This window comes from Paenibacillus peoriae KCTC 3763 (assembly GCF_000236805.1).
GTDB classification, from domain to species: Bacteria; Bacillota; Bacilli; order Paenibacillales; family Paenibacillaceae; genus Paenibacillus; species Paenibacillus peoriae.
This window is the reverse complement of sequence record NZ_AGFX01000012.1, coordinates 428,941-453,093: the sequence shown is the minus strand read 5'-3', so window position 1 is coordinate 453,093 and position 24,153 is coordinate 428,941. Positions and strand designations below refer to the sequence as shown.

Genomic DNA, 24,153 nt, shown 5'->3' with positions numbered 1-24,153 from the left:
CATCCATGGCTAAAATACGTACAGGTCGGGTTGGCGAGCAGATCAAGAAGGAGCTAAGCCAACTCATACAAACCGAATTAAAAGACCCCCGCATCGGTTTTATCACGGTAACGGGTGTCGATCTCACAAACGATTTGTCCCAAGCCAAAATATACTTGAGCGTGCTTGGGGATGAAGAACAAAAAAATTCTTCCCTGAAAGCATTGGACAAAGCGAACGGTTATCTTCGTTCTGAACTCGGCAAACGGATACGGCTCCGCCATATTCCTGAGCTGATTTTCAAAATTGACGAATCTATTGCTTACGGCAGCCGAATTGAAAAGCTGTTGAGTGATATCGACAAGGACGAAAAATAGGGATTCCTCTTGATCCGAAGAAACCATGAACTGAATGTAAAGGAGACGGCAATGCATACCTATGAACAGGCGCTTCAACAAGCGAAGGAATTTATTCTGGAGCATGATGATTACCTGATCGTATCGCATGTACAGCCGGACGGAGACGCAGTCAGCTCCACCGTAACGGTGGGCTGGCTTCTCTCATGTCTGGGGAAGAAATTTACCATGCTGAACGAGGGAGCTATTCCCAAACGCATGGATTTTTTATGGCATGCCGATGAGATTATGGATATGAGCCAGCAACCGCCAGAACGGAAATACAACCGGATTATTTGCGTGGATTGTGCAGATTATCGTCGTGTTGGTCTAACAGAACAGTTTTTTGCTGAAGATGCTGTTATCCTGAATATTGATCATCATCCAACAAATGATGCATATGGTACGGTGAATGTAATTAAGTCGGATGCAGCGGCAACAGCGGAGATTCTTTTTGATTTACTGGAAATGTTTGCAGTGAAGTGGGACGTTGATGTAGCGACTTCTGTGTATACAGGACTGCTTACGGATACAGGAGGCTTTCGGTATTCCAACACTTCGCCAAAGGTGATGTCTATTGTGTCTCAGCTGCTCACTTACGGTGTAGACGGTCCATCTTTGTCTGAAAATTTGCTGGAAGAAATGACATTCCCACAAATGAAGGTGCTGACCAAAGCATTGCAGACGCTTACGATGTCGGAGAATGGTAAAATCGCCTGGGTGGTTGTTACACCTGAGGATATGAAGGAATGCGGAGCTGTTAACGAGGACTTGGAAGGAATTGTTAACTATCCAAGAAATATTCGTGGCGTTGAAGTAGGCATTTTCTTTAAAGTGATCAATGAACAAGCGGTTAAAGCCAGCATGAGATCAGCAGGTCGTGTTAACGTAGCTGCGTTAGCCCATTCGTTTGGGGGCGGAGGACATGTTCGTGCTGCGGGCTGCCGGCTGGAAGGTAAGCTGGAGGATATTATTGAGACGGTTGTAGGGCGGGTGAAGGACGAGCTATGAACCCAATGAAGAAGGAACAGGCAAGTTGGGAAGGCATTTTGCCCGTCCTTAAACCCGCTGGATTTACCTCTCATGATGTGGTGGCAAAAGCTCGCCGTCTACTGGGGATGAAACGGATTGGGCACACCGGAACGCTTGATCCGCAGGTAACCGGTGTGCTGCCCTTGTGTCTGGGGCGGGCTACCCGGGTCGTAGAATACATGCAGGAGCGGCCCAAGGAGTATCAGGCCACGCTGAGATTAGGCATAGCGACCGATACCGAAGATCTTACAGGGACAGTTACTGAAGAAAGTGAACGCCCAGTAGAGGTGACGGAAGAAGAAGTCAAAGCAGCGCTTGAGCGCTTTGTTGGTACGATCTTGCAGGTGCCGCCGATGTATTCTGCGCTCAAAGTGAATGGCAAACGTCTATATGAACTGGCTCGAGAAGGAAAAACCGTGGAGCGCAAAAGCCGCGAAGTAGATATTTACGAGCTGGAGATGACAGGATTCGAGCAGACAGGATCGTATGTGGATATTTCCTTCCGTGCCCTATGCTCCAAAGGGACATATATCCGTACACTATGTGTTGATATTGGCCGTGCGTTGGGATATCCTTCGACGATGGTCAAGCTGGAGCGAACCATGTCTGCGGGAATTTCCGCGGAACGTTGCCTGACGTTCGAAGAGATAGAGCGCTGCGTAGCGGATGGCAGTTTGGGTGAGCGGCTCATTGCAACCGATCAGGCGATTGACTATATGCCTGAGCATACGGTGGCCGAAGCAAAGGTAGCTGCAGCTTTACAAGGTCAACGTTTGTCGCTGAATATGATTTCACCACCTGTGACCGACTGCCAGCCCTTCCGTTTGTATAAAGAGGATAAAACGTTTTTAGGCATATATGGACGAGATGAATCTGGTGCGATCGCTCCAATTAAAGTTTTTTTAAGATGATAGAATTTATAAATTTTCAGCGGAGCTGAACAATTTTATAATCGCAAGAAAAACTTCCGCTAGGCGCGATCTGGCTTCCGTGAAAGTACGTCGATAGACGTTTTTCTTACCTTGAAATGTGCTATAATTTTGACGAAGTTAGTCAAATGATGTGAAATGCAGGTGAATGAATATGATTACCGTTTCATTATCTTATCCATTGAGTGATGAGCTTTTACAGCAATGGGGGCGTCCACAGGTCACGGCGATTGGTCAGTTCGACGGTCTTCATCTGGGACACGCAAGCGTCATACACCAAGCCGTTTCGTTGGCTCGGGAACAGAAAGTGCCGGGTTCTGTCATGACATTTCATCCTCACCCGAAGGAAGTCATGAAAAAAGGTGACTATGAAGGTTATTTAACACCGCTTGCGGACAAGCAGACTATTTTGGCCGACATGGGTGTGGATGTTCTTTATATTATGAGCTTTAACGAAGATTTTTCCAAAGTCAGCCCTGAGGCGTTCATGACAGATGTACTGCTTCCATTGCAAATCCAAACGGCAGTAGTGGGCTTTGATTTTCGGTTTGGCTACCGAGGTGCGGGGCATGAGGATACGCTTCGCAAGCTTGGTGGAGAGCAGATGGCTGTTCACACCGTGCCCCCGTTTGAACTGGATGGGGAAAAGGTCAGCAGTTCTGGTATCCGCCGTGCTTTGCAGGCCGGAGATCTGACCCAAGCGTCTCGCTGGTTGGGACGTCCTTACCGTATACGGGGGACTGTAATGGATGGAGAGAAGCGGGGGCGCACGATCGGATTTCCGACCGCTAATCTCAAACTGGATGATACCTACGTAATTCCGGCCAAGGGTGTATATGCTGTACGGGCACTCGTAGGCAATCGTTGGATAAGCGGTGTCATGAATGTAGGAGTTAAGCCTACCTTTCATGAAGGCGTGCTGAATCCGTCGTTTGAGGTGCATCTGTTTGATTTTAATCAGCAGATTTATGGGGAGTCTGTGGTGGTTGAGCTTCATCATTACATCCGTCCTGAACGTAAATTCTCTTCTGTAGACGAGCTGATCAGTCAAATTGGCAATGACGCACAGACAGCTAAAAAGCTACTAGGCTAAATTATTTACATAAGACAGGCGCTGTGTTATACTGACTTATGTTGTGTAAACAACGATGAACCTTAGCTTGGTTGTCCGCTTTCACCGGCGGCTACGAGGCTAGTGGCGATTATAATGAAGGAGGTGAACAGGATGGCATTGACTCAAGAGCGTAAACAGCAATTGATCGAGGAGTACAAAACTCATGAATCCGATACAGGATCACCTGAGGTACAAATCGCTATCCTTACTGAAAACATCGTCAACTTGCAAAGTCACTTTCGTTCGCACAAGAAAGACCATCACTCCCGCCGCGGGTTGTTGAAAATGGTCGGTCAGCGTCGTAAACTTTTGGCTTACCTGAAGAAGACTGATGTTAAACGTTACAGTGCGTTGATCGAGCGTCTCGGACTGCGTCGTTAATTTTCAGACATGTAATGAGAAAAGAAGCCTGGTTGTTCACCGCTTGTCCCTGCTAAGGCGACGGCGGACAGCAGCCGGGTTCTTTTTTGAAATGAGAATCTTTTTTGAAATGCAGAATCTTTTTTTGAAATTACATATCTTATTTGAATGTGAATTTCTTATGAATAAGACCTGCGCAGGAAATACTGGATATGTATAGAACTTTTACAATGAAATGAAATGGAGGGATACCATGGAGCAACGTGTAGAAATGCAGCTCGGCGGAAGAAAGCTGGTGCTGGAAACAGGACGTCTTGCGAAACAGGCTAATGCGGCAGTTAAAGTAAGCTACGGAGAAACAGTTGTGCTTTGTACCGTGACTGCTTCCCGTGAACCGAAAGATCTGGACTTTTTTCCGCTGACAGTGAACTATGAGGAAAGATTGTATGCTGTTGGGAAAATTCCAGGTGGATTTATTAAACGTGAAGGACGCCCAAGTCAAAAAGCGATTTTGTCCAGCCGTTTGACAGACCGTCCCATTCGCCCATTGTTCCCGGAAGGTTTCCGGAATGATGTACAGGTGTTGAACCTGGTGATGAGTGTTGATCAGGATTGCGAACCGGAAATTGCAGCGATGATCGGAACCTCGGCGGCACTTAGCATTTCGGATGTGCCTTTTAACGGGCCGATTGGTGGAGTTGCTGTAGGCCGTGTAAACGGACAATTCGTGATTAACCCGGACATTGCGCAGCAGAAAACCAGCGATTTGTACCTGGTTGTAGCCGGAACGAAAGATGCCATCATGATGGTAGAAGCGGAAGGCGACGAAATTCCAGAGGAAGTCATGCTGGAAGCGATTATGTTCGGCCACGACGAGATTAAGAACATTGTGGCAGCTATTGAACAACTGGTTCAAGTGGCAGGTAAAGAGAAAATGCAGGTTAAGCTGCATGCTGTTGATGACAAAGTGAACAGTGAAGTACGTGCTTATGCAGCTGAGCGTTTGGTGGAAGCTGTAAAAATTGCAGAAAAACATGCCCGTCAAGAGGCGATTGATGCAATCAACGAAGCGACAGTTGCTCACTTTGAAGCGCAATACATAGAGACGCCTGAGCTTTTGAAAGACGTGAGCGAAGTTCTCTATGATATCGTTAAAGAGGAAGTTCGTCGTCTGATTACGCATGATAAAGTGCGCCCTGACGGTCGAAAGCTTAATGAAATTCGTCCGATCGAAAGCGACACGAGCATTTTGCCGCGTACGCATGGCTCGGGCTTGTTTACACGCGGTCAAACGCAAGCGCTCAGCGTTTGTACACTTGGTGCATTGGGTGACGTACAAATTCTGGACGGTATTGATCTGGAAGAAACGAAACGCTTCATGCATCATTACAATTTCCCTCCATTCAGCGTAGGTGAGGCTCGTCCTTTGCGTGCGCCGGGTCGACGTGAAATTGGACATGGTGCGCTTGGTGAGCGTGCGCTTTCCAAAGTAATTCCTTCCGAAACTGAATTTCCATATACCATCCGTCTGGTTTCCGAGGTGCTGGAATCGAACGGTTCAACCTCCCAAGCTAGTATTTGCGCAAGCACACTGGCTATGATGGATGCAGGTGTACCGATCAAGGCTCCAGTTGCAGGTGTAGCTATGGGCTTGATCAAGGACGGAGATCATGTTTCCGTGCTGACGGATATTCAAGGCATGGAAGATCATCTAGGCGATATGGACTTTAAAGTGGCTGGTACAGCAGAAGGTGTAACTGCCATTCAAATGGACATTAAAATTGACGGTATTGACCGTGAAATTTTGCAGGATGCGCTCAAGCAAGCTAGAGAAGGACGTTTGTTCATTCTTGGCAAGATGATGGAAGCCATCCAAAAGCCGCGCGAGCAGTTGTCTCCGTACGCTCCAAAAATTATGACGATGCATATTAATCCGGATAAAATCCGTGATGTTATTGGTGCAGGTGGTAAAATCATTAACAAAATCATCGAAGAAACCGGCGTGAAAATTGATATCGAACAGGATGGTCGTGTGTTCATCGCTTCCACAAACCAAGAGATGAATGAAAAGGCACGCTCCATTATTGAAGGTATCGTTAAGGAAGTTGTGGTCGGTGAAATTTACATCGGTACAGTGAAACGGATTGAAAAATTCGGTGCATTCGTCGAGATTTTACCGGGCAAGGACGGTCTGGTTCATATTTCTCAACTGTCTACTGAGCGTGTAGCCAAAGTTGAGGATGTGATTGCGATTGGAGATACGATTACGGTGAAAGTAACTGAAATCGATCAGCAAGGTCGTGTCAATTTGTCCCGTAAAGCGGTTCTGACGGCTGAAGCTCCTGCGAAGTCCTAGGTGCTGGTATCGCGGACCACAAGCAACAGGAAGCCTATCCGTGTTACAGAACACGGGATTTGAATAGCATGATTTAAGCATTTGGAAAGAGGCAGAGCTACGTTTCTGGCTCTTTTTTCATACATACGCACAAGCTGTGCCGAACTGGGCTTATAGAAGCTTACTGCGTCATAGTTCTTGTCCTCCCCGCATACAATGTGGACAAACGGGCGGGAGGATGAAGGGATCATGAGAAGGGCAAAGAGAGCAGTGTGGGTTGTAACCAGTTTGGCTATCACGCTGATTATCGGGCAATTTAGCGGGATTCGTGAATACATTGGTCAATTACGTGATGGACAAGGCATAAGGGGGAACGAGCCAGAGGCTGTAACAACAATGGGAGTTGCAGCTGTACCTGATAATGCGCTTATGCAGCGACTACGTGCCGAAGCAGCCCGTCAGCGGCGGGAACCGGTTGATGCCAAGATCGACAGAGTATGGAAGGCTATTCCGGGCTATAACGGACTGGAGGTCGACCTGGATGCCACCTATCGCAAAGCGATTAAAGCTCCAGACCGCCCAATCCAGTATGTGTATCGGCAATTGGCACCCAAAGTACATTTGAACCAGCTGGGTAATGTACCGATCTACAAGGGGAATCCTGAGAAGCCGATGGTCTCCTTCATGATCAATGTGGCTTGGGGAAACGAGTATGTTGTACCGATACTGAATACGCTGGATCAGGAAAAGGTTAAGGCTACGTTTTTTCTGGATGGAAGCTGGTTGAAAAAAAATCCTGAACTCGCCAAGGAGATTCAAAAAAGAGGACATGAGCTTTCGAATCATGCCTACTCTCATCCGGATATGAGCCGTCTGAGTCGGGAAAGGGCCACACAAGAAATACAGAAGACGGAAGTGCTTCTTCAAGAAATATTGAGTGTGAAAAACAGCTGGTTTGCCCCGCCGTCAGGTGATTTTAATCAGCAAACCGTTGATCTGGCCGCAGAACTCGGACTCAAAACCGTGCTGTGGACATTGGACACCGTAGACTGGAGGCATCCGTCGCCAGAATCGGTGGTTAACAAAATCAGTAGTCAGGTTGAATCAGGCTCCCTGATATTAATGCACCCTACGGATTCCTCGGCGGCGGCTCTCAAAGGCATGATTCATGCCATTCGGAGTAAAGGACTCGTGCTCGGAACTGTCAGTCAGACGCTTTCCTCTGATCGGCAGCTACCTGCTCCGGTTGAGTGAACGTCTTTTTTCTGTTAGGATTGAACATTATGGCTAAGTATGCAATTCAGTTTAGGAGGGCCAATCGTGGAAAGAATTCAACTCAAAAACGGCCTAAGAGTGGTCATTGAAAAAATTCCAACCGTGCGTTCAGTTTCTTTTGGCATCTGGGTTAAAACCGGGTCCCGGAATGAAACACCGAACAATAGCGGTATTTCTCATTTTATTGAACACATGCTTTTCAAAGGAACAGAGCGCTTTAACGCCAAGGAAATTGCCGAGCAATTCGACGCTATCGGGGGAAATGTAAATGCGTTCACTTCCAAGGAATATACCTGCTATTATGCGAAAGTGCTGGATGAGCATCTGCCAATCGCGGTTGATGTGTTGTCTGATATGTTCTTTCATTCCAAATTGGATCGTGATGAACTAGCGAGAGAGAAAAATGTGATTCTTGAGGAAATCTCCATGTACGAGGACACACCGGATGATATGGTGCATGATCTTGTATCCCGGGCAGCTTATGGTGAACATCCACTGGCTTTTCCAATTCTCGGAACCGAAGGGCATTTGCTTGCTATGGATAGCTCACATCTCAGCCACTACATGAAGGAGCATTATACAGTTGATAATACAGTTATCAGTGTGGCTGGCAATGTGGACGATCGACTTATCGAATTGCTGGAGCAACATTTTGGACATTTTGATAATCATGGCACCGCTTCGCCGCTGACACTGCCTGCGTTTAACGGTGAGCTGCTGTATCATGAGAAAGCGACGGAGCAGAATCACATTTGCTTGTCCCTGCCCGGATTTGCAACTGGCGACGAACTACAGTATGCTATGGTCTTGCTGAATAATGCGATCGGCGGCGGCATGAGCTCACGTTTGTTTCAAGAAATTCGGGAAAAGCGCGGGCTGGCTTATTCGGTTTATTCCTATCATAGCTCTCATGCAGATAGCGGCTTGTTCACGATCTATGCAGGGACGGCCCCTAAGCAAACGAAGGACGTGCTGGATTTGACGCTGGAGCTGCTGCAGGATGTGGCTATCAACGGATTGGACGCTAATGAGCTTCATAAAGGCAAGGAGCAGTTAAAAGGAAGCTTGATTTTAAGTCTTGAAGGTACAGGCAGCCGGATGAACCGTCTTGGAAAAAATGAGTTGATGCTGGGTCGGCATTATACGCTGGATCAAATGATCGAACATATTGAGCAAGTGACGGCTGATGATGTGAACAAGGTGCTGGATCGGATGTTCTCGGAGCCATTTGCTCTGTCGATGGTCGGAGCGAGTGATTCAGCGGTTAAAGATATGGGGAGGGACTATTTTGTTAACTTACGTTGAAATTAACAGACTTGAGGGCAATGAAGATATTGAATTGCCTCGTAAAATGTCAGAGCTTGCATCCGGGTTTGACCTGTATGCAGCGGTACAGGACGAGCTGGTGCTGGAACCGGGCAAACGTTGCCTCGTTCCAACCGGATTTGCAATAGCGATGCCAGCGGGACTGGAAGCACAAATCCGTCCGCGTAGTGGACTGGCTCTCAAGCATGGTATTACCTGTCTCAACACACCGGGGACGATAGATGCGGATTATCGTGGGGAAATAAAGGTACTTCTTATTAATTTGGGCGAGGAATCGTTCACGATTACACGTAATGAGCGAATTGCGCAAATGGTATTTCAGGCTGTACCTGAGGTGGAATTGAAACAAGTAGACCAGTTGTCTGAGACCGTGCGTGGTGCTGGAGGCTTTGGTCATACAGGACGCTGAGTATAGGTTTATCTATAAAATTTCTTATTCATTTTTCATGGCTCGGCAGCACAACATGTGAACGAATTAATGCGTTTCGCTCTATATATTACCGAGTTGAAATCGCTCTAGGCATGTATTCAAATGGCCTGCTTATGAATATAAATACACATAAAGGCTGTCCCATAAAGGGGCAGCCTTTTTTGCTTTTCACCCCTTTCCGGGCGCATGCATAGAATAAAAGCATATCGTGTCTCGGAAAGGAGTGATCTGGATGCTAACAGGAATACGCATCCTTGCTTTGGGGGGCGATGCGAGGCAGCTTGAAGTCATCCGCAAATGTGTGGACATGGATGCTACCGTCAGCGTGGTTGGCTTTGATAAGCTTGAAGCACCACTCAAAGGAGTATCACTAGAGCCCTTGTCTGTCAAGCTGCTGGAATCGTCAGACGCGCTGATTCTGCCGGTTGTGGGATGCGATGAGGAAGGGAACGTGAATGCACTTTTTGGAGCGCAAAAGCTCCAATTTTTGAATGAGCATGCTGCTGCTCTTCCACCGCATTGCGTTGTGTACACAGGAATGGCGAGAACATACTTAAAAGATATTTGTAACAGGCACGATTTGAAGCTAGTGGAGCTGCTGGATAGAGATGATGTAGCCATATACAACTCCATACCTACGGCCGAAGGCGCATTGATGATGGCCATTCAGCATACGGATTTTACGATTCATGGTGCCGATTGCATGGTTCTGGGCATGGGACGGACTGGATTTACCATGGCAAGGGTACTGCAGGGTTTGGGAGCCAAGGTGAAGGTTGGAGTACGGCGGGCAGAGGAAGCGGCGAGAGCGGTAGGAATGGGATGGAGCCCTTTTATGACAAGGGATCTAGCGAGTGAGACACAGGGAGTTGACTTGATTTTTAATACGATACCCTCTATGATAATCACAGCGCAAATCCTGTCTAAATTGCCACTGAGCACCGTAATTATTGATCTTGCCTCCGCTCCGGGCGGATGTGACTTCCGTTATGCGGAAAAACGTGGAATCACGGCTGTGCTTGCCCCCGGCCTTCCCGGTATTGTTGCTCCCAAAACTGCTGGTACCATTATAGCGAATACACTGGTGCAGTTGTTAATGGAAGATAATCCTGAGCGGGGGGATGCACAATGAGTTGGCAAGGGAAAACAGTAGGTTATGCCATTACAGGCTCACATTGCACATTTGAAGAGGTAATGCCTGTTATACAGCGCTTTGTTGATGAGGGTGCTAAGGTCATTCCCATTATATCCAATACGGTACTAACAACGGATACTCGCTTTGGTAGTTCGCAAAGTTGGCAAAAACAGTTGAAAGATATAACAGGGAATGATATCATTTCTACAATTGTGGAGGCTGAACCACTGGGGCCCTCCCAAATGCTCGATGTGCTGGTAATTGCACCTTTGACGGGGAATTCGATGAGCAAGTTGGCGAATGCGATGACAGACAGTCCGGTTTTAATGGCTGCCAAGGCGCAATTACGCAATGGTCGTCCACTTCTTTTGGCCATATCTACTAATGATGGATTGGGTCTGAATGCTGCCAATATCGCCAAGTTACTAGTAGCTAAAAACATCTTTTTCGTGCCGTTTGGACAGGACAATCCACTTAAAAAGCCAAACTCGCTTGTGGCTAACATGGAGTTGATTCCGGAGGCAGCTTACGAAGCAATGCAAGGCAAACAGCTTCAGCCGATGATTGTGGAACGCAAGACCCTATGAAGTACTATAGTTAACTGCTGAGCATCCCTCGCCTAGAAGATGATTCGATCTTACATCGGGTCTAATTTCTTGTTGGCGGTGGATGCTTTCAGAATAAAAAATGGTTTTTTTAGTCGAGAAGGGGAGATAAGCCAGATGAGCAATAGAAAGTTTAATGTAGCTGTCGTTGGAGCGACAGGCGCTGTAGGAGAACAAATCGTAAATCTGCTGGAAAAAAGAGATTTTCCTGTGGACAAAGTTAAATTTCTTTCGTCGCCTCGTTCTGCCGGTACGTTAATTAGCTTTAAAGGTCAGCAAATTCCAGTAGAGATCGCTACCCCCGACAGCTTTGAAGGAATCGACATTGCCTTGTTTAGTGCAGGCGGAGACGTAAGTAAGGAACTGGCACCACATGCTGTTCGTCATGGTGCAGTTTGCATTGACAACACGAACGCATTCCGAATGGAACCGACAGCTCCTCTTGTAGTTCCTGAGGTGAACAGTGACAAAATTGCCGAGCATCAGGGTATCATTGCCAACCCGAACTGCTCCACCATCCAGATGGTAGCTGCTTTGAAACCATTATATGATAAGTATGGCATTTCTCGTATTATTGTATCCACATATCAGGCAGTGTCCGGAGCTGGAAGTCGTGCCATTGATGAGTTAAATCGTCAAAGTGCAGCGATCCTTAACGGTGAAGAAGTTCAGCCCGATCTGTTGCCGGTGGGCTCATTGCCAGTAAAGCATCAGATTGCTTTCAATGCTATCCCGCAAATCGATAAATTCCAGGACAACGGTTATACGCTGGAAGAAATGAAAATGGTACGTGAAACGAAAAAAATACTGGGTGACGAATCCGTAGAAGTAACGGCAACATGTGTACGGATTCCTGTCGTATACGGTCACTCAGAATCTGTCTATGTAGAGCTTAAAGAAGATTATGATTTAGAGGAAATCCGCAGTCTGCTTGCTTCGGCACCAGGGGTAACGCTGGTGGACGATCCTGCTGCCCAGCTCTATCCGCTGGCATCCCAAGCCGCAGGAAAACCGGATGTATTCGTAGGACGTGTACGCCGTGATTTGGGCAATAGCCGTGGATTAAATTTGTGGGTTGTATCCGACAATCTGCTCAAGGGAGCGGCATGGAACGCGGTACAAATCGCGGAAATTATTGCTGCAAATGCGGAGTAACGTTCCCAAAGCAGGGAGTAAGATGGGGGAAGAATGATGGGTATTTTAGTGCAAAAATTTGGGGGAACTTCGCTGTCCACACCTGAAGCGCGTCAACTGGTGCTGGGACATGTGAAGCGAGAGCTGGAACAAAATGTTCAACTGGTTGTTGTTGTGTCAGCCATGGGGAGGAAAGGAGAGCCTTATGCGACGGACACGCTGCTCGATTGGGCGGCGTCTAACGGCGACAGTCTTCCGAAGCGCGAACGGGATTTACTGCTGTGCTGTGGCGAAATCATTTCTGCCACTACATTATGCAGCCTGATGGAGAAGGAAGGTATTCCTGCTACGGTGCTAACTGGCGCACAGGCAGGCTTTATTACGGATGATCAATACGGCAATGCTCGTATTTTGGATATAAAGCCGGATCGTATTGCGGAAGAGCTAAATCAGGGCCGGGTCGTTATTGTGACAGGTTTTCAGGGACAGACGGCAAACGGTGATATGACTACACTGGGCCGGGGCGGCAGTGATACATCAGCCACTGCGCTGGGTGCTGCTCTACATGCGGATATGGTTGACATTTATACGGATGTGAACGGCATATTGACCGCAGATCCGCGCATTGTAGAAAATGCCAAGCCGCTTTCGCATGTTAGCTATACTGAAATTTGTAATATGGCTCATCAGGGAGCAAAGGTTATCCATCCACGTGCTGTTGAAATCGCTATGCAGGCGAATATTCCGGTTCGTGTTCGCTCTACCTTCTCTGAAGGAGAAGGTACGCTGGTTACACACCCAGAAGGCTTTAAGGACGTAGAGGCAGACATCGTAGACCGCTTCGTGACCGGTATTGCGTATGTCGGCAACGTCACTCAAATTACCGTAGAATTAAAGCCGGGTTTGGAGCATTTGCAGCTGCAAGTATTCAAATCTATGGCTGAGCACGGAATCAGCGTTGATTTTATTAATGTCACTCCATCCGGGGCAGTTTATACTGTGTCCGATCATGATGGAAGCAAAGCGGTTGAAGTGTTGAACAATTTGGGCTTAGAGACTAAGATTTTGGCCGGGTGTGCTAAAGTTTCAGTCATAGGAGGCGGTATCAACGGGGTACCGGGCATTATGGCGACAATTGTAGAGGCATTGGCAGAATCAGATGTACAGATTCTTCAATCGGCAGATTCCAACACGACCATCTGGGTACTTGTAAAAAAAGATGATATGGTGCAGGCTGTACGCGCATTGCATAATAAATTCGAACTCCATCAGTAAGCGCATGTCCGCTCGGACTTGCAAAAAAAGGAGGCAGCATGGTGAACTTCGGCAGACTGATTACCGCAATGGTGACACCTTTTGATCAGCAAGGAGAGATTGCCTGGGCTGCATTGTCCTCGTTGATTGATTATTTAATAGAAGAACAACATTCAGAGTCACTTGTCGTATCAGGGACAACAGGCGAGTCCCCTACTCTGAGTGATGAGGAAAAAATCAAGCTATTTTCATTTGTTGTAGAAAAAGCAGCCGGACGATGTAAAGTCATTGCCGGAACCGGAAGCAATAATACACGTCATTCCATTCACCTGACCCGTGCTGCGGAGCAGGCAGGAGCAGACGGTGTGCTACTGGTAGTGCCTTATTATAATAAACCGAATCAGGAAGGGATGTATCAGCATTTTGAAAGCATTGCGAACTCTACTTCCCTCCCAGTTATATTGTATAATGTTCCAAGCCGTACCGCAGCGAGTCTGACAGCTGAAACGACGTTGCGGCTCGCACAAATCCCGAACATTGTGGGAACCAAAGAATGTGCATCACTCGGGCAGGTTACACAAATTGCAGCGGCAGCTCCAGAAGGCTTTGTAGTTTATTCAGGGGATGACGCGTCTGGATTGCCTGCTATGGCTGTGGGCGCATATGGTATTATCAGCGTAGCCAGCCATGTGGTAGGCGCAGAAATGAAGCAGATGATCAATGCACTTGTTGAAGGACATGCGCAGGAGGCAGCGAAATTGCATCAGCAGTTGTTCCCGGTTTTCAAAGGCTTGTTTGACTGTCCTCATCCTCTGCCTAATCCGGTCGCTGTAAAGTACGCATTGGAATTGCGGAATGTTAAGGTCGGTTCGGTTCGGTTGCCGCTTATTCCTCCAACCGAGGAGGAAGCGGAGTTTATCAAGAAGTTATTTAATCGGTAATTGAAGATTTCGCAGTGAAAGTTGACACATAGTTAAGAGTATATTGTTAGGGGAAATCGTTACCAGCAAAACCGAAAGGGTTTATTGCCTGACAAGATTCTTCGGCATGAAGGGCGTTCTTATGGAACGTCCTTTTTGTCGTGCTTTTAACCATCCATCTGGATAAATGGACTGGACTCATGGTTTTAGGCGGCAATGGGAAACCTAGCGTAACGGACTGGATGACTTGTTTTTTCGTATTTTAATCATGTATAATGGGGTCAAGTGACTGGGTGCGGTATTTTTTTGAAAATTAAATAAACAAATCAAGGTACGACGTCCAACTACCATAGGAGGTTTAGATTCATTTGTCTAAAAAAACAAACAACGATAAATTGATGATTTTCGCTTTGGGCGGCGTCGGTGAAATCGGGAAAAATATGTATGTCGTTCAATACGGCAATGACATTGTCGTGGTGGACTCCGGCTTGAAATTCCCGGAAGAGGACATGCTCGGCATTGATATCGTTATTCCTGATATTTCCTACCTTACAGAGAACCGCGACAAGGTAAGAGGCATAGTGCTGACTCATGGTCACGAGGACCATATCGGTGGTTTGCCTTACGTGCTGAAACATTTGAATGTACCTGTATATGGTACCAAATTGACGCTGGGATTGGTGGAGAACAAGCTGAAGGAAGCGAATCTGCTTGGCGAAACCAAACGGATTTTAATCAATGCTGATTCCGAAATCAAGCTGGGTTCCTCGCTGAAGGTAACATTCTTCAAAACAAACCATAGTATTCCGGATTCTGTAGGTGTCTGCATTGATACTCCTGAAGGTGCTGTTGTTCATACTGGCGACTTCAAGTTTGACCATACTCCGGTTAACGGACAATATGCGGATTTACAGCGTATGGCTGAAATCGGCGCACGTGGCGTACTGGCTCTTTTGTCAGACAGCACCAATGCGGAAAAACCGGGCTTTACGCCTTCAGAAAAGAGCGTCGGCATCGTGCTGGAAGATATTTTCCGTAAGTCGAGACAGCGTGTGGTTGTAGCAACTTTTGCTTCCAACGTACACCGCATTCAGCAGGTTATCAATGCTGCGGAAGCGACAGGGCGCAAAGTAACGGTTATCGGTCGCAGCATGGTGAATGTCGTAGGAATTGCTTCTGATCTGGGCTATTTGGAAATTCCAGACGGAATGCTGATCGAGCCTGAAGAAGTTGGCAAAATGTCAGCAGATCGCGTAGTTATTCTCTGCACAGGCAGTCAGGGCGAGCCAATGTCCGCTTTGACAAGAATGGCTCGTTCCACACATCGTAAAGTGGATATTCTTCCGGGAGATTCGGTCATTATCGCAGCTACTCCGGTACCTGGTAATGAGAAATATGTTGGTCGCACGATTGACGAATTGTTCCGTTTGGGTGCCAATGTATACTACAGCGCAGCTAATCCGGGGATTCACGTTTCTGGACACGGAAGCCAGGAAGAACTCAAGCTGATGTTGAACCTTATGAAACCCAAATTCTTCTTGCCAATTCACGGTGAGTTTAGAATGCAACGCCGTCATGCTCTGCTTGCTGAAGGAGTAGGTGTAGAGCCTGAAAACATCTTCATCACAGACATCGGTGAAGTCATTGAAATTCAGAACGGCGGAGCACGCAGAGCTGGTAAAGTTACAGCAGGTAACGTGCTAATCGACGGACTGGGTGTAGGGGATGTAGGAAATATCGTATTGCGTGACCGCAAGTTGCTGTCACAGGACGGTATTCTGGTCGTTGTTGTAACGCTGAGCAAGCAAGATGGCACGATCAAATCGGGACCGGATATCATTTCCCGCGGTTTCGTATATGTCCGCGAATCGGAAGGCTTGCTGGATGAGGCCAATCGTATTGTCTCAAGTACATTGCATAAGCTCATGAGTGAAAATGTAAATGAATGGGCTTCCCTCAAGACAAATGTCAAGGATGCACTGGGTCGCTTCTTGTACGAGCAAACTCGTCGCAGACCGATGATCCTGCCAATTATAATGGAAGTGTGAGTCAATTGGAATTTGTTAAAAAACCTGAATTAAAAACTTAAGTCACAGGCACACAGTCGCCTCTCTCCCGCAGGAAATATTGGACGGTTTCCGCGGGTGGAGAGGCTTTTTTGACTTTTTTGGCTGAGGTAAGGCATGGAGGCGGGTATAAAATATTCCATTCCCATCCCATACTAGAGGGTGAATACGGGTCACATAGATGCGTAAAGCGAAAGGAAGATCACCTATATGGAACAATACAGCAGCCTAACATCTGACAACGAGGGAACAGAAGCACCGGATCAACCAGAAGTTGGACAAAGACCCGCTTTACCTGCTATGGAGGCATTGCAGCAGTTGGGACAAACCTCCATGCCCGGAAGCGAATCCAATATTTTCTGCATGACAATTATCGGCCAAATTGAAGGACATCTCATTTTACCGCCTCAAAACAAAACGACCAAGTATGAGCACATCATTCCCCAACTGGTAGCGGCAGAGCAAAACCCACGGATCGAAGGATTAATGATATTGCTGAATACAGTTGGTGGTGATGTAGAAGCTGGGCTGGCTATTGCTGAAATGATCGCTTCAATGAGTAAGCCAACAGTGACTATCGTCATTGGCGGAGGGCATAGCATCGGTGTCCCTATTGCTGTATCATCCACTTATTCCTATATTGCTGAGAGTGCGACAATGACCATTCACCCCATTCGTATGAGCGGTCTGGTCATCGGAGTCCCGCAAACGTTTGAATATATGGAGAAAATGCAGGAACGCGTCGTGCGTTTTGTTGTTTCCCATTCTCGGATCACTGAAGAGAAATTCAAGGAACTGATGTTCAAAACGGGTGAATTAAACCGCGATATTGGTACAGCAGTGGGTGGAGCCGATGCAGTAAAATATGGATTGATGGATGCGGTTGGTGGCATCGGAGAGGCGCTAAAACAGTTGAACACCATCATTGAAACACGCCGCCAGCAAAACGGGATGGTAGGGAATCAGCAGCAGGCTCCGTTTGCTCCTTTTTCACCCAATCCTACTGGTAGTCCCTCAGGGGCAACTTCAGGTGAACATAGCGGGGAGCTGCCCCAATGACCTTATATACGGTAATGCCAATGGAAATGGTGTGGGAAGGCATGTGGAAGGAGCCAGAGGGGTTTGCAGAGGTTCGGGTGGACGGTTTGCTTATGCAGGTGCAGCAGCTCGAAAGTCGTCGGGGAATCATTGTACGATTGTTGGACTGCCCGCTCGAAGCCTACCTGAATCCGCGTTATGAGCCAGGGCAAGTCATCGAGTGGTCGTAGAAGGTGGTGTCGAATAACACGAAAATAGGTCGTTTATTGTTGAAAAAGAACATATGTGCGGATACCCGGTGACGTGGTATAATATTCTTCTGGGGGGGTGACCTTGTATGTCCAGAAGAAGAAAAAAGAAAAAGAAGGCTGTGTTTGGCGGAGTTCTAAAATTTGAAATTTACGGCATTGTGCTGATTACATTGGCGGTCATTGCGCTATCGGGTGAAGCGGCGGTTGGCCGGTCGCTATCCAAGATGTTCGGGCTTGTACTGGGAAAATTCTATTTTGCAATCCCTCTGATTGGCATTTATTACGGTCTGATGGTGATGATTCATCGTAAATGGCCGAACCAGTGGAACTCACGTAAAACGGGATTGCTGTTACTGGTATTCGCCTTTACACTTATGAGTTCTATTTCATCGATGGAGCAGCGTTTGGGGCCGATTAACGGGCTTCAACCGGGCGGAGTGATGAGCCAAATACATATAGATATGCGTGAGCAGTTGCTGTCGCCTGACAAGGTAGGTCATACCTCCATGTTGAACAAGGATATTAGCGGCGGGTACGTTGGCGCATTGCAGCTTACCGTTCTGTTGTGGCTGTTCGGGATTACAGGAGCCAAGCTGATTATGATTGTCATGTTTATTATTTGCTTCATGCTGTTAACCCAGCTGTCTTATGTGGATTTGGTACGGATTGTACGGACCAAACTACTGACAGCAGGGGGAAGCGTGCGAAAAAAGTGGATTGGTAAAGCGACTCCACTTTCGGCATCTGACAGAGGCAATAGAAAAGTCAAGTCCGAGCCTATTCCTGCTTATGAGGAGGATATGGATGATGACTTTGAAGAAATGCAGCCTCCGGCACGCAAGCAGCCGATCTTCTTTCAGTTGTTTGGCCTCAAAAAATCTGATAAAGCGGACAAGGAAGAGCATTCCGGCCCTACGGATGAGGAAGATCATGAGCTTTCATATGATGCTGAGGCCGCACAACCCCAGTGGAGAAACGGAGACCAGGGGGAAGAACTGTCTGATGTGGCCGAGCACGCTGAGGAGGAAGCTTCAACTCCGGTGAAAAGGTCGCCGATTATTCGGGATTTCTTTGAACAGGTGAAGCATGAGGAAAGAAGATCAGAAGCTGAGGAGTCTTTGGCAGAGGCGGAGCATTCGGATTCTGTCTATGATGAGCCGCTGGATGATAACTTCATGGATGCTGCGGTAAACACAGATATGGATAATGCATCGGCGGCTCATAGCACAACGGAAGGTATTGAAGGACAAGCTCAGACGACTGCAACCGGATTAACAGGTGCCGAGACTGAAGGTGCCGATGCAGCCATGCCTGCTCCACCGCCTCCTAAACCGTATAAGCTTCCGTCGTTTCGTTTGCTTGCCAAACCGCAAAACGCGGCCAATGGTATGGGGCAAAAGGATTACATGCAAACGGCACGCAAGCTGGAGGCAACGTTGGAAAGCTTTGGTGTGCGGGCAAAGGTGCTGGAGGTTGTCCGTGGACCTGCCGTAACGCGTTATGAAATTCAGCCGGATATTGGTGTGAAGGTCAGCCGTATTGTGAGCCTGACGGATGACATTGCGCTTGCGCTTGCTGCAAAAGATATCCGTATGGAGGCTCCGATTCCTGGCAAATCTGCTATCGGAATTGAGGTTCCGAATAATGAAGTTTCCATCGTAACGATGCGTGAGGTTATGGAGACAACCGTTTTCCAGGAGTCAGCTTCCAATTTATCCATTGCATTCGGACGTGATATTGCAGGTCAGACGATTGTCGGTAATTTAGCCAAGATGCCCCATTTGCTTGTAGCCGGAGCAACGGGCTCGGGTAAATCGGTGTGTATTAATGGCATTATTACAAGCATCTTGTATAAAGCGAAGCCAGATGAAGTCAAATTCCTTATGGTCGATCCTAAAATGGTGGAGTTGAACGTGTACAACGGAATTCCGCATTTGTTGGCTCCAGTTGTGACTGATCCGAAGCGTGCCTCACTTGCTTTGAAAAAAATCGTTGTTGAAATGGAAAAACGCTACGAGTTATTTTCCAAATCAGGAACACGTAATGTTGAAGGCTACAACAATCTGATGAAAGACAATCCGGCTGCATTTCTGCCTTATATTGTCGTTATTGTCGACGAGCTGGCGGACCTGATGATGGTAGCTGCCGGAGATGTGGAGGATGCGATTGCCCGGCTTGCCCAAATGGCGCGTGCTGCAGGCATTCATCTGATCATTGCTACGCAGAGACCTTCGGTTGACGTTATCACCGGAGTTATTAAAGCCAACATTCCTTCACGTATTGCCTTCGGTGTTTCTTCGCAGGTGGATTCCCGTACCATACTGGATATGGGGGGAGCCGAGAAGCTGCTTGGACGTGGTGATATGCTCTTCATGCCAATGGGAGCCTCCAAGCCGGTTCGCGTTCAGGGGGCGTTTATGAGTGATCAGGAAGTGGAGAATATCGTTAACTACGTGCGTGAACAGGGTGAAGCGCAGTATGATGAAACGCTGGTGCCTGAAGTGGAAGAGGTATCGGCTGATGCGGATGAAATGCTGGATGAGCTGTATGATCAGGCCGTTACCATCATTTTGGAAGCCAAGCAGGCCTCCGTATCTCTCCTTCAGCGTCGGATGAGGATCGGTTATACACGTGCTGCCCGACTGATTGACTCCATGGAGGCTCGCGGCGTGATTGGCCCTTACGAGGGCAGCAAGCCTCGGGAGGTACTTGTCTCAATGGAGCAATATCAGCAAAATAAAGCTAGCTCCTGATCCATAACTTTTATCCAGAACTACATGAAATCGCTGTTTGTACACTTGGACGGTTGCTTCAATATGGCAACTTCATCCGTACAGACAGCGTTTTTTTGTGCTGTTTTTTCAGGTGCCGCGGCTGTCTGCTGAAAGAAGATTAAAAGGGTGAATAGCTTCAAGCGGAGCTTGTCATAATAAACGTAGCCATCCTGTTAATCCCACAAAAGAAAGGTAGAGCGCAGCATATGAAAAAGACAATGGTCTGGATTTGCACGGGTATTCTTGTAGCCTCGGCTATTACGTACACAGGGCTTTTAAAATTTGACTCTGCACAGCAGCAAGCAAAACAGCTGATCACACAACAGAAAGTACAAGTGGCGCAGCCTTCCCAGCCGACATTTAGCTCAGAGGCGGTTAATTTTGGTTCTTACGGTCAGGATGTATATGAATTACAATCACGATTGAAGCTATTGGGCTTCTTTGGCGCGCAGGTGGACAGTCAGTTTGGCAGCAGCACATTAAAGGCTGTCAAAGGATTTCAAAAGGAATTTGGCATGACTCCGGATGGAGTGGTCGGAGCGAAAACAAAGCTGAAGCTGGTAAACGCTACTCCTCATTGGAAGCCGACGGAAACTCCTTTGCATCGTAAAAATCAAGCCTCCGCACAAGGACAGACAGCGGCCAATAATGATCAAAATGATCAAAATGATGAAACGATGGGATCGGCCAACACGATGGGACTATCTGAAAATGACCTTAAAATTATGGCCAATGCGGTCTATGGTGAATCCCGTGGCGAGCCGTTTGAAGGTCAGGTTGCCGTAGCGGCAGTCATTTTAAACCGGGTCAAATCCCCCAGTTTTCCAAACACACCGTCTGGGGTAATTTTTCAACCCGGAGCCTTTACAGCTGTAGCGGATGGTCAAATCTGGCTCACACCGAATGAAACTGCACAGAAAGCAGTGCGCCAGGCATTGAACGGCTGGGACCCAAGCGGAGGTTGTATCTATTATTTTAATCCGAAAACAGCCACCTCCAAATGGATTTGGAGCCGTCCGCAGGTGAAGACGATTGGTGAGCATATTTTCTGCATGTAAACCGCCGAAGCAGCCGGAAACTTGTCTCCGGTTGCTTCTTGCCTTTTGCATGGTTAGAATAAAGATTGGTACACTTTACCTCTTTACAGAAGAATGATTCACAACAGTCTATGCTAACAAAAGGCTGGACGAAATTGACGCCACAAAGGAGTTTTGGACTTGAACAAAACAGGTTTCGAGCGTGGCACGCGCAGGCAATTAAGAATTCATGTGCTGCCGACCAAACGCTTTAAGACGTTTGCCATATCATTGTATGTAGGTACTCCGCTACGAGAGGAAACCGTAACCCGAGTGGGACTGACACCATTCGTACTGCGGCGGGGTACAGAATCATATCCGCAGACGACACAATTCAGAGAACAATTGGAGCAATTGTATGGGGCGGGCTTTGGATTCGATGTTTATAAGCGTGGAGATTATCAGATCGTACAATTTCGCATGGATACGATCAATGACAGCTTTGTAAACAGCTCGGACAGCTTGCTGGATCGTTCGTTTGCTTTTCTCGGAGAAGTGTTAACAAAACCAGCTCTGGAAAAAGGTGCTTTTCAAACTGGATATGTTCAGCAGGAACGAGAAAATGTACGAAAGAAACTGGAATCTATAGTTAACGATAAAATGCGCTATGCCGCAGAGCGCTGCATGGAGGAAATGTGTAAAGATGAGCCTTATCGTCTGCATCCTCTCGGCCAACGCTCCGATTTGGAAAGCATAGATGCACAGGGATTATATCAGGCTTATGGACAATGGCTAAATCATGCGAGCATGGATTTATACGTTGTGGGGGATACAACGCTGGATGAAGTTGAGAAGTATGTTGATCGTTATTTTCAGTTAAACCGTTCAGCAGAAACAGGCTATGTACCCGAACAGCCCAAGTCGGTGGAGCGTGATGTTCAAACGATAGTAGAGCGTCTTGATGTGAATCAGGGTAAGCTGAATATGGGCCTGCGTACTTCCATTACGTATGGCGATGATCGTTATGCTTCTGCGCTGATGTACAATGGAATTTTGGGCGGATACCCGCATTCCAAGCTGTTCGTCAATGTGCGTGAGAAGGAAAGCTTGGCCTATTACGCCTCATCGCGGTATGACGGTCATAAGGGCATTGGCACGATTCAATCCGGTATTGAAATTCCCAATTACGAAAAAGCGATCACTATTATTCGCAAGCAATTGGAAGATACGCAAAATGGAGCGATTACCGAGCTGGAAATGAGCCAAACGCAGGCGATGATTCGTAACTTGCTAAAGGAAATGCAGGATTCCGCTTTTGAAATGATTGCCTACGATTTTAACAGACAGCTTTCCGGCAAAGAGCGGACGGTAGATGAGCTGCTGAGCCAGGTGGAGGCTGTCAAGGTGCAGGATGTTCAGGATGCCGCCCGGACGTTCCGACTGGACACTATTTATTTCTTGAGAGACCAGAAGGGGGAATAGCGGGTGGAGCGCATCGTTTATGAGCATGTGCAGGAAACGTTGTACTATGAAGTGATGGATAACGGCTTGCACGTTTATGTGTTGCCCAAACCGGGTTTTCAGAAGACATACGCCACATTTGCAACAAAATATGGCTCAGTCGATAATCATTTCCGTGTGGAAGGTCAACAACCGATCAAGGTACCGGATGGTATTGCCCATTTTTTGGAGCATAAAATGTTTGAAGAACCTGAGGGCGATATCTTTGCTACCTTTTCTTCGAATGGGGCATCTGCAAACGCATTTACGAGCTTTGATCAGACCGTATATCTGTTTTCTGCAACCGAACGCATTCAGGAAAACTTGACTACTCTTGTAAATTTTGTGCAGCATCCTTACTTTACGGATGAAAATGTAGAGAAGGAAAAAGGCATTATCGGTCAGGAAATCAATATGTATGGGGATAACCCGGACTGGCGGAGCTACTTTGGTCTGATTGAAGCGCTATACAAAGTCCATCCGGTGCACATTGATATTGCAGGTACCGTTCAATCCATCAGCACAATTACAAAGGAAACGCTGTATAGCTGCTATGAAGCTTTTTATCACCCGAGCAACATGATTCTTTTTGTGGTCGGCGGGGTGGACCCGGCGGAAGTGATAGAACTGGTGCGTAATAATCAGGCGAAAAAGGACTATAAGCCGCAGGGAGAGATCGAGCGGATTTTTGATGAGGAGCCTGCCACGGTTGCAGAACCGCGCCGTGAGGTGAAGCTGGCGGTTTCCCTGCCGAAGCTGCTGTTCGGATTCAAGGAGGCCAAGGTAGGTCTGACGGGTGATGAATTGCTCCGTCATGATCTGGAAACCAAGCTGATGCTTGATCTCCTTTTTGGTTCCAGCACACAGCTGTATCAAAAGCTTTACGATGAGGATTTGATTTCAGACAGTTTTGGTCATGAATATAACTCTACACTACAGTATGCTTTCTCTGCCATCGGTGGGGATACCAAAGACCCGGATCGATTATTGGCGCGAATACGTGAAGAGGTAGAGTCTATTCAGAAGCAGGGCTTTGCAGCAGAGCATTTTGAAAGAGCCCGTAAAAAGAAAATCGGCGGTTATTTGCGTACCCTCAACTCACCCGAAAATATTGCGCACGAATTTACGAGGCATCGCTTTCGGGGCAGTGATTTCTTCCAACTGTTGCCGATCTATGAAAGTATTACGCTAGAGGATGTAAATCGGCGTCTAAAAGATCATATCCAGTGGGATCAATTAGCAGTATCTTTGGTGGTGAGTCCGTAATGCCCAGGGAGAGGGAACC

The 24,153-nt window shown here is 47.4% G+C and carries 21 protein-coding genes; all 21 read left to right on the top strand.

Annotated elements, in window-relative coordinates; genetic code table 11:
• The first annotated feature begins 5 nt into the window (after positions 1–5).
• The 21 genes from rbfA (at position 6) to yfmH (ending at position 24,134) form a co-directional block, all read left to right on the top strand.
• The gene (rbfA, locus tag KQI_RS0108460) at positions 6–356 is read left to right on the top strand and encodes a 30S ribosome-binding factor RbfA (RefSeq protein WP_010346342.1); all 351 of its coding nucleotides are present in this window, start codon (positions 6–8) and stop codon (positions 354–356) included.
• Positions 357–407: 51 nt separating this feature from the next.
• Positions 408–1,385 (top strand): DHH family phosphoesterase, encoded by a 978-nt coding sequence (locus KQI_RS0108455; protein ID WP_010346341.1) that lies wholly within the window; start codon positions 408–410, stop codon positions 1,383–1,385.
• Entirely contained in the window at positions 1,382–2,317 is a 936-nt protein-coding gene (gene truB, locus KQI_RS0108450; RefSeq protein WP_010346340.1) for a tRNA pseudouridine(55) synthase TruB, read from the top strand. The genes KQI_RS0108455 and truB overlap by 4 nt, the downstream gene beginning before the upstream one ends.
• 172 nt (positions 2,318–2,489) lie before the next feature.
• Positions 2,490–3,428, top strand: coding sequence for a bifunctional riboflavin kinase/FAD synthetase (locus KQI_RS0108445; RefSeq protein ID WP_010346339.1), 939 nt, complete (start codon positions 2,490–2,492; stop codon positions 3,426–3,428).
• 132 nt (positions 3,429–3,560) lie between these two features.
• A complete protein-coding gene (gene rpsO, locus KQI_RS0108440) occupies positions 3,561–3,830 on the top strand; it encodes a 30S ribosomal protein S15 (protein ID WP_007430074.1) in 270 nt (89 codons plus the stop codon).
• Between the two features lie 232 nt (positions 3,831–4,062).
• Positions 4,063–6,165, top strand: coding sequence for a polyribonucleotide nucleotidyltransferase (gene pnp / locus KQI_RS0108435; protein ID WP_010346338.1), 2,103 nt, complete (start codon positions 4,063–4,065; stop codon positions 6,163–6,165).
• Between the two features lie 228 nt (positions 6,166–6,393).
• On the top strand, positions 6,394–7,398 hold the full coding sequence (locus tag KQI_RS0108430; protein WP_010346337.1) for a polysaccharide deacetylase family protein: 1,005 nt from the start codon (positions 6,394–6,396) through the stop codon (positions 7,396–7,398).
• 66 nt (positions 7,399–7,464) lie between these two features.
• Positions 7,465–8,724, top strand: coding sequence for a M16 family metallopeptidase (locus KQI_RS0108425; protein WP_010346336.1), 1,260 nt, complete (start codon positions 7,465–7,467; stop codon positions 8,722–8,724).
• Complete coding sequence (gene dut, locus KQI_RS0108420; RefSeq protein WP_010346335.1) at positions 8,708–9,154, top strand: dUTP diphosphatase; 447 nt, start codon at positions 8,708–8,710, stop codon at positions 9,152–9,154. The genes KQI_RS0108425 and dut overlap by 17 nt, the downstream gene beginning before the upstream one ends.
• Before the next feature lie 253 nt (positions 9,155–9,407).
• On the top strand, positions 9,408–10,307 hold the full coding sequence (gene dpsA, locus KQI_RS0108415) for a dipicolinate synthase subunit DpsA (protein ID WP_010346334.1): 900 nt from the start codon (positions 9,408–9,410) through the stop codon (positions 10,305–10,307).
• On the top strand, positions 10,304–10,897 hold the full coding sequence (locus KQI_RS0108410) for a dipicolinate synthase subunit B (RefSeq protein WP_010346333.1): 594 nt from the start codon (positions 10,304–10,306) through the stop codon (positions 10,895–10,897). Before dpsA ends, KQI_RS0108410 begins: the two co-directional genes overlap by 4 nt.
• A gap of 135 nt (positions 10,898–11,032) precedes the next feature.
• Entirely contained in the window at positions 11,033–12,070 is a 1,038-nt protein-coding gene (locus tag KQI_RS0108405) for an aspartate-semialdehyde dehydrogenase (protein WP_010346331.1), read from the top strand.
• Positions 12,071–12,106: 36 nt separating this feature from the next.
• Complete coding sequence (dapG, locus tag KQI_RS0108400) at positions 12,107–13,324, top strand: aspartate kinase (RefSeq protein WP_010346330.1); 1,218 nt, start codon at positions 12,107–12,109, stop codon at positions 13,322–13,324.
• Positions 13,325–13,362: 38 nt separating this feature from the next.
• The gene (gene dapA / locus KQI_RS0108395) at positions 13,363–14,244 is read left to right on the top strand and encodes a 4-hydroxy-tetrahydrodipicolinate synthase (protein WP_029390082.1); all 882 of its coding nucleotides are present in this window, start codon (positions 13,363–13,365) and stop codon (positions 14,242–14,244) included.
• Between the two features lie 347 nt (positions 14,245–14,591).
• A complete protein-coding gene (locus tag KQI_RS0108390; RefSeq protein WP_007430084.1) occupies positions 14,592–16,271 on the top strand; it encodes a ribonuclease J in 1,680 nt (559 codons plus the stop codon).
• 228 nt (positions 16,272–16,499) lie between these two features.
• Positions 16,500–17,348, top strand: coding sequence for a ClpP family protease (locus tag KQI_RS0108385; protein ID WP_010346328.1), 849 nt, complete (start codon positions 16,500–16,502; stop codon positions 17,346–17,348).
• Positions 17,345–17,557: a YlzJ-like family protein gene (locus KQI_RS0108380; RefSeq protein ID WP_007430086.1), complete on the top strand. Its 213-nt coding sequence runs from the start codon at positions 17,345–17,347 to the stop codon at positions 17,555–17,557. Before KQI_RS0108385 ends, KQI_RS0108380 begins: the two co-directional genes overlap by 4 nt.
• A 107-nt stretch (positions 17,558–17,664) precedes the next feature.
• Entirely contained in the window at positions 17,665–20,331 is a 2,667-nt protein-coding gene (locus KQI_RS0108375) for an FtsK/SpoIIIE family DNA translocase (protein ID WP_010346327.1), read from the top strand.
• A gap of 227 nt (positions 20,332–20,558) precedes the next feature.
• Positions 20,559–21,410, top strand: coding sequence for a spore cortex-lytic enzyme (gene sleB / locus KQI_RS0108370; RefSeq protein ID WP_010346325.1), 852 nt, complete (start codon positions 20,559–20,561; stop codon positions 21,408–21,410).
• 159 nt (positions 21,411–21,569) lie between these two features.
• Positions 21,570–22,850 carry an EF-P 5-aminopentanol modification-associated protein YfmF gene (gene yfmF, locus KQI_RS0108365; RefSeq protein ID WP_010346324.1) on the top strand — a complete coding sequence of 427 codons (1,281 nt, stop codon included), beginning with the start codon at positions 21,570–21,572 and terminating at the stop codon, positions 22,848–22,850.
• A 3-nt stretch (positions 22,851–22,853) separates the two neighbouring features.
• A complete protein-coding gene (gene yfmH, locus KQI_RS0108360) occupies positions 22,854–24,134 on the top strand; it encodes an EF-P 5-aminopentanol modification-associated protein YfmH (protein ID WP_010346323.1) in 1,281 nt (426 codons plus the stop codon).
• Positions 24,135–24,153 lie beyond the last annotated feature (19 nt).

Coding starts and splice junctions, on each gene's coding strand:
- rbfA (WP_010346342.1), top strand. CDS start 6: ATGGCTAAAATACGTACAGGTCGGGTTGGCGAGCAGATCAAGAAGGAG.
- KQI_RS0108455 (WP_010346341.1), top strand. CDS start 408: ATGCATACCTATGAACAGGCGCTTCAACAAGCGAAGGAATTTATTCTG.
- truB (WP_010346340.1), top strand. CDS start 1,382: ATGAACCCAATGAAGAAGGAACAGGCAAGTTGGGAAGGCATTTTGCCC.
- KQI_RS0108445 (WP_010346339.1), top strand. CDS start 2,490: ATGATTACCGTTTCATTATCTTATCCATTGAGTGATGAGCTTTTACAG.
- rpsO (WP_007430074.1), top strand. CDS start 3,561: ATGGCATTGACTCAAGAGCGTAAACAGCAATTGATCGAGGAGTACAAA.
- pnp (WP_010346338.1), top strand. CDS start 4,063: ATGGAGCAACGTGTAGAAATGCAGCTCGGCGGAAGAAAGCTGGTGCTG.
- KQI_RS0108430 (WP_010346337.1), top strand. CDS start 6,394: ATGAGAAGGGCAAAGAGAGCAGTGTGGGTTGTAACCAGTTTGGCTATC.
- dpsA (WP_010346334.1), top strand. CDS start 9,408: ATGCTAACAGGAATACGCATCCTTGCTTTGGGGGGCGATGCGAGGCAG.
- KQI_RS0108410 (WP_010346333.1), top strand. CDS start 10,304: ATGAGTTGGCAAGGGAAAACAGTAGGTTATGCCATTACAGGCTCACAT.
- KQI_RS0108405 (WP_010346331.1), top strand. CDS start 11,033: ATGAGCAATAGAAAGTTTAATGTAGCTGTCGTTGGAGCGACAGGCGCT.
- dapG (WP_010346330.1), top strand. CDS start 12,107: ATGGGTATTTTAGTGCAAAAATTTGGGGGAACTTCGCTGTCCACACCT.
- dapA (WP_029390082.1), top strand. CDS start 13,363: ATGGTGAACTTCGGCAGACTGATTACCGCAATGGTGACACCTTTTGAT.
- KQI_RS0108385 (WP_010346328.1), top strand. CDS start 16,500: ATGGAACAATACAGCAGCCTAACATCTGACAACGAGGGAACAGAAGCA.
- KQI_RS0108380 (WP_007430086.1), top strand. CDS start 17,345: ATGACCTTATATACGGTAATGCCAATGGAAATGGTGTGGGAAGGCATG.
- KQI_RS0108375 (WP_010346327.1), top strand. CDS start 17,665: ATGTCCAGAAGAAGAAAAAAGAAAAAGAAGGCTGTGTTTGGCGGAGTT.
- sleB (WP_010346325.1), top strand. CDS start 20,559: ATGAAAAAGACAATGGTCTGGATTTGCACGGGTATTCTTGTAGCCTCG.